Source organism: Duganella sp. (assembly GCF_039595735.1).
Taxonomy (GTDB): Bacteria; Pseudomonadota; Gammaproteobacteria; order Burkholderiales; family Burkholderiaceae_D; genus Rugamonas.
This window is the reverse complement of the sequence record NZ_JBCNLB010000015.1, coordinates 80,212-94,212: the sequence shown is the minus strand read 5'-3', so window position 1 is coordinate 94,212 and position 14,001 is coordinate 80,212. Positions and strand designations below refer to the sequence as shown.

Here is a 14,001-nt window from a genome sequence, read left to right as displayed (position 1 = left end):
TTTGACGAGGATCAAGCAAGTCGTCGCGCGTGATAAGATAATGTCAGCCATCTTCCAAGAAGGAGTGCGCGCATGGTAGCCAGTTCGCAGCCAACCAAGGAGCAAGTCCGCGCCTACATGGCCCAGCGTCAGCGCGAGTTTTGCCATCGCCCGCCACCCATGCCGGAAGAAATCCGCCGGCAGTTGGGCTGGCATTACGGCGACGCGTCTGATCACTTCTCCTCCTCTACGTTGTTTCTTCCCAGCACCATTGCACAACTGGCCACTTTGATGGCGGTCGAGTGGTGTTTCCTGGCGGCTGGCGTCCGTCAGCCGAGCTGATCTTTACATGGTTTGATACTTTTTTTTACAACAAAGTTCGCCATAGCATAAAAAATAGGGTTAGAATCTATCCAATTCTCACTCTTATTGGTTTTGTGTCGTTTTTTTTCCAAAGGCGGCGAAGAAACCTGCTAAATATCATGTCCCTGAAAGAAATCACCGCATCGCCTACGTACAACCCGAACCGCGTGCTGGACGCGATCATTGAAAAGCTGCAGCTGAAAAACGATGCCGCCCTGTCGCGCGCGCTGGAAGTGGCGCCACCGGTCATCTCCAAAATCCGTCACAACACGCTGCCGATCGGCGCCACCATCCTGATCCGCATGCACGAGATCAGCGATTTCAGCATTCGCGAACTGCGCGAAATGATGGCGTCCTGATTTCCGGACGGACGATAAAAAAAAACGGCGCCCACTTTCCAGTCAGCGCCGTTTTTTTTCGTCCCGTCGCTGGTCAGGTGGTCAGGCGCGGGCGTTGGCTGTAAAAGCTCGACTGCTGAGCCGCGGCGATCACTGCTTCGGCCTGCAGCGCGCTGGCGCCGATCACGCCCGAGTGGGCAAAGCTGGCCGCCGCCACGCCGGAATGGGCGACCTGGGCGCCCACCACGCCCGAGTGGGCCACCTGCGCGCCGGCCACACCGGAGTGCGCGATTTTCGCGCCCGCCACGCCCGAGTGCGCGAACCGCGTGCCCACCACGCCCGAATGCGCGAACGACGCCGCCGCCACGCCCGAGTGGGCGGCCTTGGCCGGCGCATCCGCGCGCACATAATCCTCGCCAAAGGTGGCTTCGTACAGTTCCTTCATGCGCATGCCGACGCGGACGTGCGCCGCCTCGTCATCTTCGCCGCGCAGGCCGATGTAGGGGAAGTGGTGCAGGAAGTGGCCGAACACGGCGTCGCAATCGGCGGCGTATTTCATGGTGTCGAGGATGTGGTAATGCCAGAAGGTGTCCACGTCCACCAGCGGCGCGGTCTGCTCGTTGGGAAATTTTTTCATCAGGTACAGGAAGCGGCGGTACTCGAATTCCACCGCGTTGGCGCGTTCCAGCGTCCAGCCTTCGCCGGACTCCTCATGCATCAGCTTGACTTTGATCGGTTCCAGGTCAAGGGCGGCGATGGCGTGCATGTCTTGGGCATTCATCAGGATTTCCTTTGCGTATTGATGCGGGTTGAAAGAAGCAACAGACACGCTTGATTTTGCCCATGGGAGACAAGTGTTCCTTGAGGTTAATCAATGTTTGAAAAGAAATTCACAGCGTCAGATCGATCGCCTCGGTGATGGTGTGGGGCACCGCGCCGGCGCCGGTCGGCACCGAAACCGCCACCGTGGTGCCGCCGTTCGGGCTGCCCGTGATGGAGCAGGTGCCGCCCAGCAGGCTGATGCGCTCCTCGATGCCGACCAGCCCGAAGGAGCCGGCCTTGTTGCGCTGGGCGTCGTGGACGCCGATGCCGTTGTCGTTGATGGTCATGCTCAGCTTGCCGTCGGCCTGGCGCAGTTCCACCCGCACCAGGCTGGCGTGGGCATGCTGCAGGATATTGCTGAGCGATTCCTGCAGCACGCGGAAGAACGCGGTGGCGCAATGGTCGTCGACGCGGATGTCGGTGTCGTGATCGATCAGCTCGCACACCATGCCGGAGCGCGCGCGGAACTGGGCGATCTGCCATTCCACCGCCGCGTTCAAGCCCAGGTCCAGCACGGTCGGCCGCAAGTCGTTGATGATGTGGCGCACGCTCTTGATGCTGCTGTCGATCTGGCCCAGCATGTGCAACGCACGCGCATGCAGGCGCGGGTGGCGGTGGCGGGTGCGCGAGGTCAGCAGGTCGACATCGATGCGCAGCACCAGCAGGTTCTGGCCGAGGTCGTCATGAATCTCGCGCGCGATGCGCTTGCGCTCCTGCTCCTTGATCTGGTCCGAGTGCGCGGCCAGGCGGCGCAGCTTGTGGTGCGACTGCTGCAAGCGGGCCTGGCTGTTGCGCAATTCGCGCGTCATCTCCTTGGCCATCTTGACCGCCCGCATGCGCGACGACGACAGGGTGTGGAACAGCAGGAAAAACAGCAGCGAACCGGTGAAGCCGGACGCCATTGCCATCCACGGCAGCCAGCTGTCGAAGCGGCTGTACCAGCTGGCCTTGGGCGCGCTGAAATGGGCATTCCAATGCCGGTTGTTGAAGTCGATCGGCAGCACTACGTTGAACTGGTCGGCGGCGGCCAGCGTCGCGCTGTCGGGCTTGCTGTCAAACAGCTGCACCGGCTGGCGCGGCGTGATGCTGTCGCCGCTGTCGATCAGCACCAGGCGGGCGTCGCGCACCTGCATCTGCTCCAGCGCCGCCTGCACCAGGCGCGGTACGCTGAAGCCGATGCCCACCGAGCCGATGCAGGCGGCCCGCCGCTGCTCGACGGTGTTGAGCGGCAGGTCCTTGCGGTACACCGGCAGCCGCAGCGCCAGCCCGGCGCCCAGCGGCTGGTGCACGCTGTCGATCGGCGTGCCGGAAGCGCTCATGGCGCCGCTGTCGCGGCCTTGCGCCAGCGCGCGCGCCACCGGCGCGCGGTAGGCGATGTCGCGCCCGATCTTTTCGCGGAATTCGGCCAGCGGCTCGATCATGGTCAGCACCCAGTACTCGTCGCGCGCCTCCGGCGGCGACACCGTGGTCACCTCGGGATAACCGAGCGCGGCGTCGCCGGCTTTGTGGCGCAGGTCCGCTTCAAAGGCGGGCCGCTGGGCGTGGCGCACGTACTGGGCGTAGTTGATATTGTCCAGCGCCGGGAACTGGCGCTCGATGTTGAGGCCGCTGACGTAGCGGTGGAAGCTGCTGCGGTCGACCTGTTCGGCGGCATGGAAGAAGCTGGCCGTGCTGCGCAGCACGTCGGTGTAGGCGTTGATGCGCGAGTTGATGTTGTACTGGGCGTTCTGCGCCTGATGCATGAAGCGCTCGCCGGCGTCATACTCGATGGTCTTGGCGGCCGCCAGGTAGAACAATCCGCCTATCGCGGAGGACAACAGCACCCCGGCCCACCACGCGGGGCGTGAAGAGGACAACAGCTGTTTAAGTCCGGGAAATGCAGGCACTGCTCGCCCTTTGTGCAACCGATAGTTTTTTGAATATAGGAAATACTGGTTCAAGCCGTCAAGCAATTTTATAAAAATTGCATTTGTCCTATACGGAGTGTTAATAAAAAACGGCACCCGCAGGTGCCGTTGTTTGATAAGGGCAGGACAGGCTTACTTGGCCGGCCCCCAGCTATCCTTCAGGGTGACGATGCGGTTGAACACCGGCTTGCCTGGCTGCGAATCAACGCGGTCGGCCACGAAGTAACCGTGGCGTTCGAACTGGTAGCGCTGGTCGGCCTGCGCGGCCGCCATGCCCGGCTCCAGGTAGGCTTGCACCACTTCCTTGGCGTTCGGGTTCAGCAGCGAGAGGAAGTCCTTGCCGCCGGCGTCCGGCTGGGCGTCGGTGAACAGGCGGTCGTACAGGCGCACCTCGGCTTCCAGCGCGGCAGCGGCCGACACCCAGTGGATGTTGCCCTTGACCTTGTAGTTGTCCGAACCCGGCGTGCCGGATTTGGAATCCTCGAAGTACTTCACGTGCACGGCGATGACCTTGCCGTTTTCATCCTTGTCGTAGCCGACGCATTCGGTGACATAGCCGTGACGCAGGCGCACGCGGCTGCCCGGATTGTCGCCGATCGGCGGGTAGTAGCGGAAATAGCCTTTGGTCGGCACTTCCATGAAGTCTTCCTCTTCGATCCACAGCTCGCGCGAGATCGGGAAGGTGCGCACGCCCATTTCCGGGTGGTGCGGGTGGACCGGCGAGCTGCACTCTTCGGTCTGGCCTTCCGGATAATTGTCGATGATCAGCTTGAGCGGACGCAGCACGGCGGTGGCGCGCGGCGCCTTCGGATCGAGGTCTTCGCGCACGCAGCCTTCCAGCGTGCTCATGTCGATCCAGCCGTCGGCCTTGGTCACGCCGATGCGCTCGCAGAACAGATGAATGGACTCCGGCGTATAGCCACGGCGGCGCAGGCCGACGATGGTCGGCATGCGCGGGTCATCCCAGCCGTCGACAATCTTTTCTTCCACCAGCTGGCGCAGCTTGCGCTTGGAGGTCACCACATAGGTCAGGTTGAGGCGCGAGAATTCGTACTGGCGCGGCACCGGCAGCTTGAAGAAGCCGCCTTTCGACAGGGTTTCCAGCAGCCAGTCGTAGAACGGCCGGTGGTCCTGGAATTCCAGCGTGCAGATCGAGTGGGTGATGTTTTCCAGCGCGTCCGAAATCGGGTGCGTGTAGTCATACATCGGGTAGATGCACCAGGCGTCGCCGGTGCGCACGTGGTGCGCGTGGCGGATGCGGTAGATGGCCGGGTCGCGCATATTCATGTTGGGCGAGGCCATGGCATCTTCGCTGATCTTGGCGCGCAGGATGTGCTCGCCGTCGGCGTATTTGCCGGCGCGCATGTCGCGGAACAGTTGCAGCGATTCGGCCGCCGGACGGTTGCGGAACGGCGAGTTGGTGCCCGGGGTGCTGAAGTTGCCGCGGTTGGCCGCCATGTCTTCGGCCGACTGGCTGTCGACGTAGGCATAGCCTTGCTCGATCAGCCATTCGGCCATCTGGTACAGCTGCTCGAAATAGTCCGAGGCGTAGTGCAGGTGGTGCTCGACCGAGCCGTCTTTCTGTGGGTAATCGTAGTCAAAGCCCAGCCATTTCACGCTGTCGATGATGGTGTCGACGTATTCCTGTTCTTCCTTGGCCGGATTGGTGTCGTCGAAACGCAGGTTGCAGCGGCCTTGATAATCGCGCGCCAGCCCAAAATTCAGGCAGATGGACTTGGCGTGGCCCACGTGCAGGTAGCCGTTCGGTTCAGGCGGAAAGCGGGTGATGACGCTGGGCATGCCGTCGCGGACGTGGGTACCGGCCGCGAGGTCGTGTTCGACGATGGCGCGCAGGAAATTGGATGGTAGTGCTGGCGCTGGGCTGTTTTTATCGTTGCTCATCTGAAAGTTGGCTGTGCAAAAGTTCTATATTGCTGCATTTTACCGTATTGCCAGTGGGGACATGGCGGCACGGTATAATGATCGATTAATTTGATTTGTCATGGCACCACGGCCCGGAGTTTCCAAAATGGAAAATTACTACAATACACTGGGTATCGCGCCGAACGCCAGCGAAGATGAGATCAAGAAGGTCTATCGCTCGCTGGCCATGCGGTTCCACCCGGACCGCAATCCCGAACCCGGCGCGGATGCGCGCTTCAAGGCAGTGACCAAGGCCTACGAGATCCTGTCGGACCCGGTCAAGCGCGAGGAATACAACCAGAGCCTCAACCACCGCATCATCATCGACGCCGAGGCGGAAGCGTATCAGTTGTGGCGTTCGGTGTTCGCCCTGCACGGCACCACGCTGCCGGCGGCGTGAACCATCCCGTTTTAGAAGAAAGCAAGCAATGAGAAAAGTACACCCAGAGTTCGCCTATCAGGCGCGCGAACTGGAAGGCCAGATCGAGGGCATCCTCGGCGATCCGCCGGATCACAAGAACTACCAGCGCATGGTGCAGGCGCTGGTGGGCGAGTATGCCGACGGCGGCGGCATTGAAGACGTCAACATGCTGGCGTTCGCGCTGGTCGACCATATCGAGTTCAACAACCCGAAAGCCCTGCTGGCGGAAGCCGAGGATTACGAGTTCGGCGACGCCGCGCGCGTGTTTGCCATGGCCGAGTGCAAGGGCGAAGAAGCGGCCAAAATGTATGCGGCAATTGCCGACAGCATGCCGGACCTGGCGCGCCAGGCCATCATCACCGCCTTCCTGCACAAGAATCCGCGCAAGTGGGACGACGACGACCAGTCGCTGGAGCAGCTGTCGGCCAACGACGATGGCGACGATATCGACGATGAAGATGTGGCCAGCGACGACTTCGCGCAAATGTTCGACCAGGATGGAGAGTAAGCATGTCCGAGAAATCTAATCTGCCGGCACTGAGCAAGCAAGTGACGGAACTGGTGCTGGCCGGCTCGCTGAGCCACGCCGAGGAAGCCTTTGCCGAAGCGGCCGACCAATTCGGCGACCTGGCGGTGGTGGAAGTGCTGAACAACATTCCACCGCAAGTGACGGCGCTGCACATGGCCGGTTTTGACGGCGGCAAGATGTCGCTGACCACCTTGCTGGTGCCGCCCAAAGCCTGGGCCGACAGCCTGGCCTTCATCGCCGCCACCTGGCCGGACGACCAGATCGAAGACGATCCGGAGCGCATTGCCGAATCGCTGTTCGCGCACGTGCACGGCGTGGTGTTTGCCACCGACGACGAAGAGCGCCGCAACGAGCTGCTGGCGGCCGCTTCGGCCACCGACCATGGCGCCACCGTGTTTGCCATCCTGTTCTCGCTGGCGCCGAAGGAGATTCTGGAAGTGGCCGGCGAAGTGATTTCCAAAGGCCCGTACCTGACCGGCCAGACCTCGTCCGACAGCGATATCGTGCCGGTGGCGATCGCCCTGGCGCAGGCCTCGGAAGACGGCTGGGACCGCGCGCTGTTCGAGCTGTTCCCGGAATTCCGCCACAGCGCCGATCTGGCCGACGCCGAGTACGACGATGATCCGGACGCCGAGCCGAGCATCCTGCAGCGCTCGACCAAGGAACTGCTGTACCGCCTGCGCAAGCAAGTCCCGTCCACGCGCGCCGCGAAAACCTCGCGCCGCTCGGTCGGCACCAAGATCTTCTCGTGATGGGTGCCGGATCGATGCTGCCAGCAATCGTAGTAGCAACCCTGCCGCGCCTGACCCGCGCGATCCAGCAGTTCGCCAGGCACCCGGACGATGACGCCGCTTACACGCTGGCCGATGAACTGACCGGCATCACCGCCATGGTGGCCGAGAAGTTCACCAACGACCGCACCGCCGAAGGCATCCAGAAGGCACTGCAGCTGACGGTCGGCTGCGTGTCGCTGGGGCTGGACCATGCGCTGCCGGACGAGGATGACCTGGCCGCGCTGAACCTGCTGATCGACGAGGGCGCGGAACACGCGTTCCAGCTCGGCTTCCGCATGATCAAGGAATTGTCGGGCATGCCGGAAGATGCGCTGGTCGGCGAGTACGACAACGACCCGGTGTATGCGCAACGCCGCCTGCGCGACAAGTTCATCGACATCTGCCAGACCGATCCGAACCAGAACTGGGACGGCACGGCGCGCTATGCGCTGCAGTTCAAGCAGCGCAAGGAAGTGCAGGCGGTGGTGCGGCTGGCCAACTGGCTGCGCCGCCACAACAGCGAAGGCCCGGTCAGCGATGCCGACCTGAATGCGGAAGGCGTGATCGCGCTGGCCATCATCTTTGCGGTGGAGGGCGGCGGCATGATCGTGGCGCGTACCGGCCAGAAGGAGTTCGAGCGCTTTGTGAAAGCGGTGCGCAAGAACAAGCCGGACTACGAGGCCGGCTGGGCGGAGCTGGTGGCCAAGGTGCCGGTGCAGCATCATCCGGTGCTGCTGGACCGCATCGACAGCTATCGCCAGACCTGCACCGTGCTGCAAAACATCAAGGGCCGCACGGCCATGAAAACGCTGTTCGCGGAACTGGAGAATTACGCCGGTTCCGAGCTGGACGCGGATTACTCCTGAGCCCCCGCGGCCTCCGTTGCCACCGCAACGAAGGCCGCCACCAACGGCGAAACGGCGTCCTTGCGTTTCGCCAGATACAGCGCGGTGGTGGCCGAGGCGTCGGCCATCGGCCGGTAGCATACCTCGCTCATGCGGATGATGTCGAAAGAACTCGGCAGCACCGACACGCCGCAGCCGGCCGCCACCAGGCCGATGATGGTGGACGCTTCTCCCGCCTCCATCGCAATCGTCGGCTTGAAGCCGGCCTCCCGGCACAAGCGGTTGATCTGCGGGTGGATGCCGGTGCCGGCGCTTTCCGGATACATCACCAGCGGCTCGCCCTGCAAATCCTGGATGGCGATGCTTTTCTTTTTCGCCAGCGGATGGCGCACCGGCAGCACCATCACCAGCGGATCGCGCCGCAGCACCGTCAACTCCACCGATACCGGCAAGGTCAGTTCCGGCGGCCGCACCAGGCCCAGATCCAGCTCCCGCGCCGCCAGCGCCTCGATCTGGCCCACGGTCGACATCTCCTGCAAGGTCAGCTGCACGCCCGGATAGCGCTGGCGATAGCGGTTGATCACCGCCGCAAACAGCGGCGTCAGCGGGGTGGAAAAGGTGAAGCCGACCCGCAGTTCGCCGGCCTCGCCGCGCTCGGCCCGGCGCGCGGTCTGCATCGCCTGCTCGGACAGGGCCAGCACCCGGCGCCCATCCTCCAGGAACAGCTTGCCGGCCTCCGTCAGCCGCACCCAGCGCTTGCTGCGCTCCAGCAGTTGCGCGCCCACTTCCGCCTCCAGCTGCTGGATCTGATGGCTCAGCGGCGGCTGGCCGATGTGCAGCCGTTCGGCCGCGCGGGTAAAGCTTAACTCCTCGGCAACAGCCACGAAGTAGCGCAGATGGCGTAATTCCATTATCTATAAAAAGTATGACTGACGGTTTAAATATATATTGGACAGCTTATTGTGGCAATCCTAAGATGAGTCATCGTACCTCGCAGGAACCGCCGCCATGTTAGTCGCCGCCGCACCCCGCATTGCCCTGGGCAGCCCGGAATTCAAACGCAGCAACCGCGCCATGTTCTTTGGCGGCTTCTCCGCGTTTGCGCTGCTGTACTGCGTGCAGCCGCTGATGCCGCTGCTGTCGCATGAATTCGCCCTGAGCGCGGCGCAAAGCAGCATGGTGCTGTCGATTTCCACCGGCGCGCTGGCGCTGTCGCTGGTGGCCTCCAGCGCCGTGTCCGAACGGCTGGGCCGCAAGCCGCTGATGATGGCGGCGATGGCCATTGCCGCCATCATGACCGTGCTGTGCGCCTTTGCCCACAACTACCCGCAACTGCTGGCCATGCGCGCCTTGCTGGGCGTGGCCCTGGGCGGTATGCCGGCCATTGCCATGGCCTACCTGGGCGAGGAAATCGAGCCGCAATCGCTGGGCCTGTCGATCGGCTTGTACATCAGCGGCAGCGCCTTTGGCGGCATGGCGGGGCGGGTGATCACGTCGGTGTTGAGCGACCACTTCTCGTGGCGGCTGGCGCTGGCCATGGTGGGCGTGGCCGGCATCGCGGCCGCCATCGAATTCTGGCGCAGCCTGCCGGCTTCGCGCCATTTCGCGCCGGCCCATGGCGGCTGGCGCGCGCTGCCTGCCGGCTTCCGGCTGCACCTGTCGGATGCCGGCCTGCCGTGGCTGTTCGCGCTGGCGTTCCTGCTGATGGGCGCGTTTGTCAGCCTGTACAACTACATCGCCTACCGCCTGCTGGGCGGGCCGTTCAGCCTGAGCCAGAGCGTGGTGGGCGCGGTGTCGTTTTTCTACCTGCTGGGCATCTACAGCTCGGTGTGGGCCGGCCGGCTGGCCGACCGCTATGGCCGCCGCAACGTGCTGTGGCTGATGGCGCTGATCATGCTGGGCGGCCTGCTGCTGACCTTGTCGAACTGGCTGCCGCTGATCCTGGCCGGCGTGGCGGTGTGCACCTACGGCTTCTTTGCCACCCACTCGGTGGCCAGCAGCTGGGTAGGGCGGCGCGCGCTGAGCAACAAGGCGCTGGCCTCGGCGCTGTACCTGTTCTTCTACTACCTGGGGTCCAGCGTGATTGGCTCGGCCACCGGCATCATGTGGGGCCGCGCCGCGTGGCCGGGAGTGGTGGCGGTGCTGGCGTGTGCGCTGCTGCTGGCGCTGCTGATTGCCTTGCGCTTGCGGACGCTGGCGCCGCTGGGACAGGCTGAGAAATAAGCGCGGCAAAGGCGTCCGCCGGCAGCGGGCGGCTGTAGTAGTAGCCCTGCATCTCGTCGCACTCGTGCTGGCGCAGGTAATGCAGTTCCGCGCCGGTTTCCACCCCTTCCGCAATCACCCTGAAGCCCAGGCTGTGGCCTAGCGCGATCACCGAGCGCACGATGGCCGCCACCTTGGGTTCGGTCAGCATGTCGCGCGTGAAGGACTGGTCGATCTTGAGGTAGTCCACCGGGAACTGCTTGAGGTAGGCCAGGCTGGAATAACCGGTGCCGAAGTCGTCGATCGAGAGCGCCACGCCCAGCTGCTTGAGGCTGGCGATCACGGCCACCACTTCCTCGACGTTGTGCATCATCAGGCTCTCGGTCAGCTCCAGTTCCAGGTATTGCGGCTGCAGGCCGCTGTCCGCCAGCGCGGCGCGCACCTCATCCAGCAGGGCGTGATCGCGGAACTGGCGCGCCGACAGATTGACCGCTACCCGCAGCGGCGGCAGGCCGGCCCGCTGCCAGGCGGCGGCCTGGGCGCAGGCGGTGCGCAGCACCCAGCGGCCGATGGCGACGATCAGGCCGGTCTCCTCAGCCACGCCGATGAAGCGCGCCGGCGACACCGCCCCCAGCGTCGGGTGCTGCCAGCGCACCAGCGCCTCCATGCCGGTCACCGCGCCGCTGTGCAGATCGACTTTGGGCTGGTACACCAGGCTGAGTTGCTGGCGCGGCAGCGCGTGGCGCAGCTCGGCCTCGATCTGGGCCCGCTCGGCCACCCGGGTGTGCATCGCCGCTTCGTAGAATTGCACCTGGTTGCGGCCCGCTTCCTTGGCGCGGAACATGGCGATGTCCGCATGCTTGAGCAATTGCGCCGCATCGGCGCCGTCGGCCGGAAACACGCTGACGCCGATGCTGCAGGTCACCGTCAGCACCTGCTGCTCCAGCGTCACCGGCGCCGCCACCGCATCCTGCACCAGCTGCAGGATGCTGGTCATCGGCCGCTGATTGGCGATCGGCAGCAGCAGCACGAACTCGTCGCCGCCCAGCCGCGCCACGGTGTCGCCGTCGTTGGCGCAGGCACGCAGACGGTTGGCGATGGTGCACAGCAGCTGGTCGCCCAGCTGATGCCCCAGATGGTCGTTGATGATCTTGAAGTTGTCGAGGTCGATGTACACCAGCCACAGGCTGTGCTTGAAGCGCTGCGAAAAGGTGACCGCCTGCGCCAGGCGGTCGTTGAGCAGCACGCGGTTGGGCAGGCCGGTCAGGGCGTCGTGGTTGGCCTGGTGCTCCAGCTGTTCCTGGTATTCCATGATGGCGGTCATGTCGGTCAGCACGCAGACATGGTGGCCGATGTCGCGCTCGGGGGTATGCACCGGCGCCACGTGCAGCTGCGTCCACAGCAGCGTGCCGTCGCGATGGCGCGGGCGCAGCAGCAGCGTCTGCTCGGTCTGGGACTGCATGGCCGACTGCAGGGCCTGGTATTGCTCGTCGTGCGGCGGCAGGTCCAGCAGGGTTTCCAGGCGCCGGCCCAGCACGGCGCTGGGATTGTGGTCGAACAGGCGCACGAAGGCCGGATTGGCATACTCGATCAGCTCGCCTTCGGCGGCATGGGTGGTGATGGCGATGGCGTTGATGCTGGCTTCCAGCGCGCGGCTGCGCAGCTGCAGCGCCAGCTTCAGTTGTTCCCGTTCGGTGATGTCGTGCGCGAACACCAGCCGCGCCGGCCGCCCGGACAGGGTGACCGAGTGCGAGGACACGTCCACCCGCATGCGGCTGCCATCGCGCCGCATATGGGTCCAGACCCCCGACTGTTCGGCGCCCTTGGCGGGCGCCGCGGCCAGATTGTCGGCCAGCCGCTGCAACTCGGCCGGCGGGCGGATGTCGCGGATGGTCAGCTGCAGGAACTCGGCCTCGGTGTGGCCGTACTGGGCCACGGCCGCCGCGTTCACCACCAGGAAGCGCAGCGTCTCCAGGTCGTACACCCACATCGGGTGCGGGTGGGCTTCAAACAGGTACTTGAAGCGCAGGCGCGACTCGTAGACGTCGTAATCATCGAGCGGATAGGCGAGGCACAGAAAGGCCGGCGGCTCGGCCTGCGCGCGCCACTCGATGGTTTGCGTGACCGGGTGGTGGCTGCCGTCCTGCCCCACCAGTTCCACCTCGCCGCGCCAGTAGCCGCGCACACGGGCGGCCGGCAGCGCCTCGTTTTGCAGCATCGGCAATACCCAGGCGGCGTACAGGGCGCTGGCCGGGGTGTGCGCGGAAAGCGGACCGAGCACGGACGCCGCATGCTGGTTGTACGCCAGCAGGCAACCGCGTTCGTCGATGGCAAACGCGAAGTAGCGGCTGGTGTCGAACAGTTCGTCGAAGGCCGCCGCTTGCCGCTTGCCCCTGGCGCGCGCGCTGCGCGGGCGCTCGGGGGCGCGGCTGTATGCTGGCTGCGGGAGTCTGTCCATCTCGGGTGCCCGGGCAAGGATGATGTCGCTTGATACTAGCAGAAGCCCGGAGAAACTTGTCGCACGGCTAGTTCATGCGCGCGCCCCGCCGGCACCGGGCGCGCTTTTGTTCAGGACGGCGCTTTCAGCGTGGCCATATCGATCACAAAGCGGTAATTCACGTCATTCATCACCAGCCGCTGGTAGGCGCGGTTGAAATCCTGGCTGGCGATCATTTCGACATCGCTGACGATGTTGTGCTCGGCGCAGACATCCATCATCTCCTGCGTCTCCTTGAGGCCGCCGATGGCGGAGCCGGCCACCGACTTGCGGCCCAGGATCAGGTTGTAGCCGGCCGGCGGCGGATCGAGTTCGGTCAGCACGCCGACCATGGCCATGGTGCGGTCGCGGCGCAGCAGCACTGCGTCGGCGCCCAGGCGCTGGGTGTCCTTGCCTTCTCCGGCGCTGCCGGCCTTCAACGACATGGCGCGTAGGTAAAACTCCGGGGTCAGGTCCGCCATTTCTACACGGCCCCTGCCGTAGCAGTCGCTACGGCAGGGGCCGTGTAGAAATGGCGGACCTGACCCCGGAGTGGTTTGATCTGCGTCAGTGCTGTGGCTGATTGGTGCAACTGTTGAGCTGCAGGACGGTCGAATCCGGAACCACGGAGGAGACCATCATGTTGCATACCAACGAAATCCAGCACCGTTTTTATTTTGTCGACCGCGCGGTACGGCTGGCGGCGCAGGCTGCGTCGGCCGAACCAGGGCTGCCGCGCGAGCTGCGCGATTGCCTGGAACGCCTCGACAAGCAGGCCGACGCCGCCCGCGAGGTCTTGCCGGGCAATGATGAACTGCGCATCCGCAAGCTGATCCGTGACATGGAACTACAAGCCGATCGCGCCAAGCGCATCTGCGATTACATCCCCACACTCTCCGGCCAGATCAAGGGCGCCGTCACGCAGCTGCACCGCCAGATGCAGGAACTAAAGCGCGATATGAGTGTCTAAAGGAGCAGGCCGCCATCAAAGGGCCTGAGTGACATGGATGATAAGCAAATCCACAAGGACTTGATCATGCACTTTGGCTACAGTCTGTTGTACGTTATGGTCGTGGCCGCAGGCGCGGTCATTGTCGAGCTGTTCGCGCGTGGCATGCGCTGGTTCGGCGTCAGTGACTTTTCGTACTATATTTTATCGGGGACCGCGCACCTGCTGTTGGTGATGGATGCCGTGCTGCTGGTGGCCGTCTGTTACTACGCAGCGCGCAAATTGTGGCGAAGGGCAGCTTATGAAAAAAACTGATGCTGAAGAAAGTTACGCCAAGCGTATGTTCAGGGAGAGTCTGCGCCGCTTTTTCGCCCCGTTGACCGGGGCGATACGCGGCGTCCGCCGCGCCGTTCGCGCGGAATTGCGGCGTGACGATCGCGAGCTTGAGCTTGAACGCCGGCGCGAGCGCTAGCT

General features: G+C 64.0%; 15 protein-coding genes and 1 pseudogene. 10 read left to right on the top strand and 6 right to left on the bottom strand.

Annotated features, from left to right (window positions below; all coding sequences use genetic code 11):
- The first annotated feature begins 72 nt into the window (after nt 1–72).
- Together ABDW57_RS21350 and ABDW57_RS21345 are read left to right on the top strand one after the other, a co-directional pair.
- The gene (locus ABDW57_RS21350) at nt 73–321 is read left to right on the top strand and encodes a hypothetical protein (RefSeq protein ID WP_343732165.1); all 249 of its coding nucleotides are present in this window, start codon (nt 73–75) and stop codon (nt 319–321) included.
- Between the two features lie 140 nt (nt 322–461).
- Entirely contained in the window at nt 462–701 is a 240-nt protein-coding gene (locus ABDW57_RS21345; RefSeq protein ID WP_092278423.1) for a hypothetical protein, read from the top strand.
- A gap of 73 nt (nt 702–774) precedes the next feature.
- Here the strand turns inward: ABDW57_RS21345 and ABDW57_RS21340 are convergent, their stop codons facing one another.
- From ABDW57_RS21340 to ABDW57_RS21330, 3 genes are all read right to left on the bottom strand, one after another.
- Entirely contained in the window at nt 775–1,461 is a 687-nt protein-coding gene (locus ABDW57_RS21340; RefSeq protein WP_343732164.1) for a glycine-rich domain-containing protein-like, read from the bottom strand.
- Between the two features lie 109 nt (nt 1,462–1,570).
- Nucleotides 1,571–3,325: a CHASE domain-containing protein gene (locus ABDW57_RS21335; protein ID WP_343732220.1), complete on the bottom strand. Its 1,755-nt coding sequence runs from the start codon at nt 3,323–3,325 to the stop codon at nt 1,571–1,573.
- Between the two features lie 216 nt (nt 3,326–3,541).
- Nucleotides 3,542–5,311: a glutamine--tRNA ligase/YqeY domain fusion protein gene (locus ABDW57_RS21330; protein ID WP_343732163.1), complete on the bottom strand. Its 1,770-nt coding sequence runs from the start codon at nt 5,309–5,311 to the stop codon at nt 3,542–3,544.
- Nucleotides 5,312–5,438: 127 nt separating this feature from the next.
- Between ABDW57_RS21330 and ABDW57_RS21325 the strand changes: the two genes are divergently transcribed.
- From ABDW57_RS21325 to ABDW57_RS21310, 4 genes are read left to right on the top strand one after another with little or no spacing between them, the layout of a single operon-like run.
- Nucleotides 5,439–5,732: a DnaJ domain-containing protein gene (locus ABDW57_RS21325; protein WP_176646512.1), complete on the top strand. Its 294-nt coding sequence runs from the start codon at nt 5,439–5,441 to the stop codon at nt 5,730–5,732.
- Nucleotides 5,733–5,760: 28 nt separating this feature from the next.
- Complete coding sequence (locus ABDW57_RS21320; RefSeq protein WP_343732162.1) at nt 5,761–6,261, top strand: hypothetical protein; 501 nt, start codon at nt 5,761–5,763, stop codon at nt 6,259–6,261.
- A gap of 2 nt (nt 6,262–6,263) precedes the next feature.
- Nucleotides 6,264–7,034 carry a hypothetical protein gene (locus ABDW57_RS21315; RefSeq protein WP_176646514.1) on the top strand — a complete coding sequence of 257 codons (771 nt, stop codon included), beginning with the start codon at nt 6,264–6,266 and terminating at the stop codon, nt 7,032–7,034.
- Nucleotides 7,035–7,048: 14 nt separating this feature from the next.
- Nucleotides 7,049–7,921, top strand: coding sequence for a hypothetical protein (locus tag ABDW57_RS21310; RefSeq protein ID WP_343732161.1), 873 nt, complete (start codon nt 7,049–7,051; stop codon nt 7,919–7,921).
- On the opposite strand, the gene ABDW57_RS21305 is transcribed toward ABDW57_RS21310, so the two are convergent.
- Complete coding sequence (locus ABDW57_RS21305; RefSeq protein WP_343732160.1) at nt 7,912–8,811, bottom strand: LysR substrate-binding domain-containing protein; 900 nt, start codon at nt 8,809–8,811, stop codon at nt 7,912–7,914. The genes ABDW57_RS21310 and ABDW57_RS21305 overlap by 10 nt on opposite strands.
- 97 nt (nt 8,812–8,908) lie before the next feature.
- On the opposite strand from ABDW57_RS21305, the gene ABDW57_RS21300 reads away from it, so the two are divergent.
- Nucleotides 8,909–10,123 (top strand): MFS transporter, encoded by a 1,215-nt coding sequence (locus ABDW57_RS21300; RefSeq protein ID WP_343732159.1) that lies wholly within the window; start codon nt 8,909–8,911, stop codon nt 10,121–10,123.
- A 37-nt stretch (nt 10,124–10,160) separates the two neighbouring features.
- Here ABDW57_RS21300 and ABDW57_RS21295 read toward each other — a convergent pair.
- A pseudogene (locus ABDW57_RS21295) lies at nt 10,161–12,320 on the bottom strand (EAL domain-containing protein); the annotation flags it as partial.
- 350 nt (nt 12,321–12,670) lie between these two features.
- Nucleotides 12,671–13,060 carry a hypothetical protein gene (locus ABDW57_RS21290; protein ID WP_343732158.1) on the bottom strand — a complete coding sequence of 130 codons (390 nt, stop codon included), beginning with the start codon at nt 13,058–13,060 and terminating at the stop codon, nt 12,671–12,673.
- 158 nt (nt 13,061–13,218) lie between these two features.
- Here ABDW57_RS21290 and ABDW57_RS21285 point away from each other — a divergent pair, with 158 nt between their 5' ends.
- The 3 genes from ABDW57_RS21285 to ABDW57_RS21275 are packed head-to-tail and all read left to right on the top strand — an operon-like array spanning nt 13,219 to nt 13,999.
- A complete protein-coding gene (locus tag ABDW57_RS21285; protein WP_343732157.1) occupies nt 13,219–13,548 on the top strand; it encodes a hypothetical protein in 330 nt (109 codons plus the stop codon).
- Between the two features lie 33 nt (nt 13,549–13,581).
- Complete coding sequence (locus tag ABDW57_RS21280; protein ID WP_343732156.1) at nt 13,582–13,842, top strand: hypothetical protein; 261 nt, start codon at nt 13,582–13,584, stop codon at nt 13,840–13,842.
- Nucleotides 13,829–13,999, top strand: coding sequence for a hypothetical protein (locus ABDW57_RS21275; RefSeq protein ID WP_343732155.1), 171 nt, complete (start codon nt 13,829–13,831; stop codon nt 13,997–13,999). The genes ABDW57_RS21280 and ABDW57_RS21275 overlap by 14 nt, the downstream gene beginning before the upstream one ends.
- The last annotated feature ends 2 nt before the right edge of the window (nt 14,000–14,001 follow it).

Bases quoted from the DNA above. Each gene is read 5' to 3' on its own strand.
- ABDW57_RS21275 (WP_343732155.1), top strand. From the start codon at position 13,829: ATGAAAAAAACTGATGCTGAAGAAAGTTACGCCAAGCGTATGTTCAGG.
- ABDW57_RS21310 (WP_343732161.1), top strand. From the start codon at position 7,049: ATGCTGCCAGCAATCGTAGTAGCAACCCTGCCGCGCCTGACCCGCGCG.
- ABDW57_RS21340 (WP_343732164.1), bottom strand. From the start codon at position 1,461: ATGAATGCCCAAGACATGCACGCCATCGCCGCCCTTGACCTGGAACCG.
- ABDW57_RS21305 (WP_343732160.1), bottom strand. From the start codon at position 8,811: ATGGAATTACGCCATCTGCGCTACTTCGTGGCTGTTGCCGAGGAGTTA.
- ABDW57_RS21345 (WP_092278423.1), top strand. From the start codon at position 462: ATGTCCCTGAAAGAAATCACCGCATCGCCTACGTACAACCCGAACCGC.
- ABDW57_RS21285 (WP_343732157.1), top strand. From the start codon at position 13,219: ATGTTGCATACCAACGAAATCCAGCACCGTTTTTATTTTGTCGACCGC.
- ABDW57_RS21330 (WP_343732163.1), bottom strand. From the start codon at position 5,311: ATGAGCAACGATAAAAACAGCCCAGCGCCAGCACTACCATCCAATTTC.
- ABDW57_RS21315 (WP_176646514.1), top strand. From the start codon at position 6,264: ATGTCCGAGAAATCTAATCTGCCGGCACTGAGCAAGCAAGTGACGGAA.
- ABDW57_RS21350 (WP_343732165.1), top strand. From the start codon at position 73: ATGGTAGCCAGTTCGCAGCCAACCAAGGAGCAAGTCCGCGCCTACATG.
- ABDW57_RS21325 (WP_176646512.1), top strand. From the start codon at position 5,439: ATGGAAAATTACTACAATACACTGGGTATCGCGCCGAACGCCAGCGAA.
- ABDW57_RS21280 (WP_343732156.1), top strand. From the start codon at position 13,582: ATGGATGATAAGCAAATCCACAAGGACTTGATCATGCACTTTGGCTAC.
- ABDW57_RS21300 (WP_343732159.1), top strand. From the start codon at position 8,909: ATGTTAGTCGCCGCCGCACCCCGCATTGCCCTGGGCAGCCCGGAATTC.
- ABDW57_RS21320 (WP_343732162.1), top strand. From the start codon at position 5,761: ATGAGAAAAGTACACCCAGAGTTCGCCTATCAGGCGCGCGAACTGGAA.
- ABDW57_RS21290 (WP_343732158.1), bottom strand. From the start codon at position 13,060: ATGGCGGACCTGACCCCGGAGTTTTACCTACGCGCCATGTCGTTGAAG.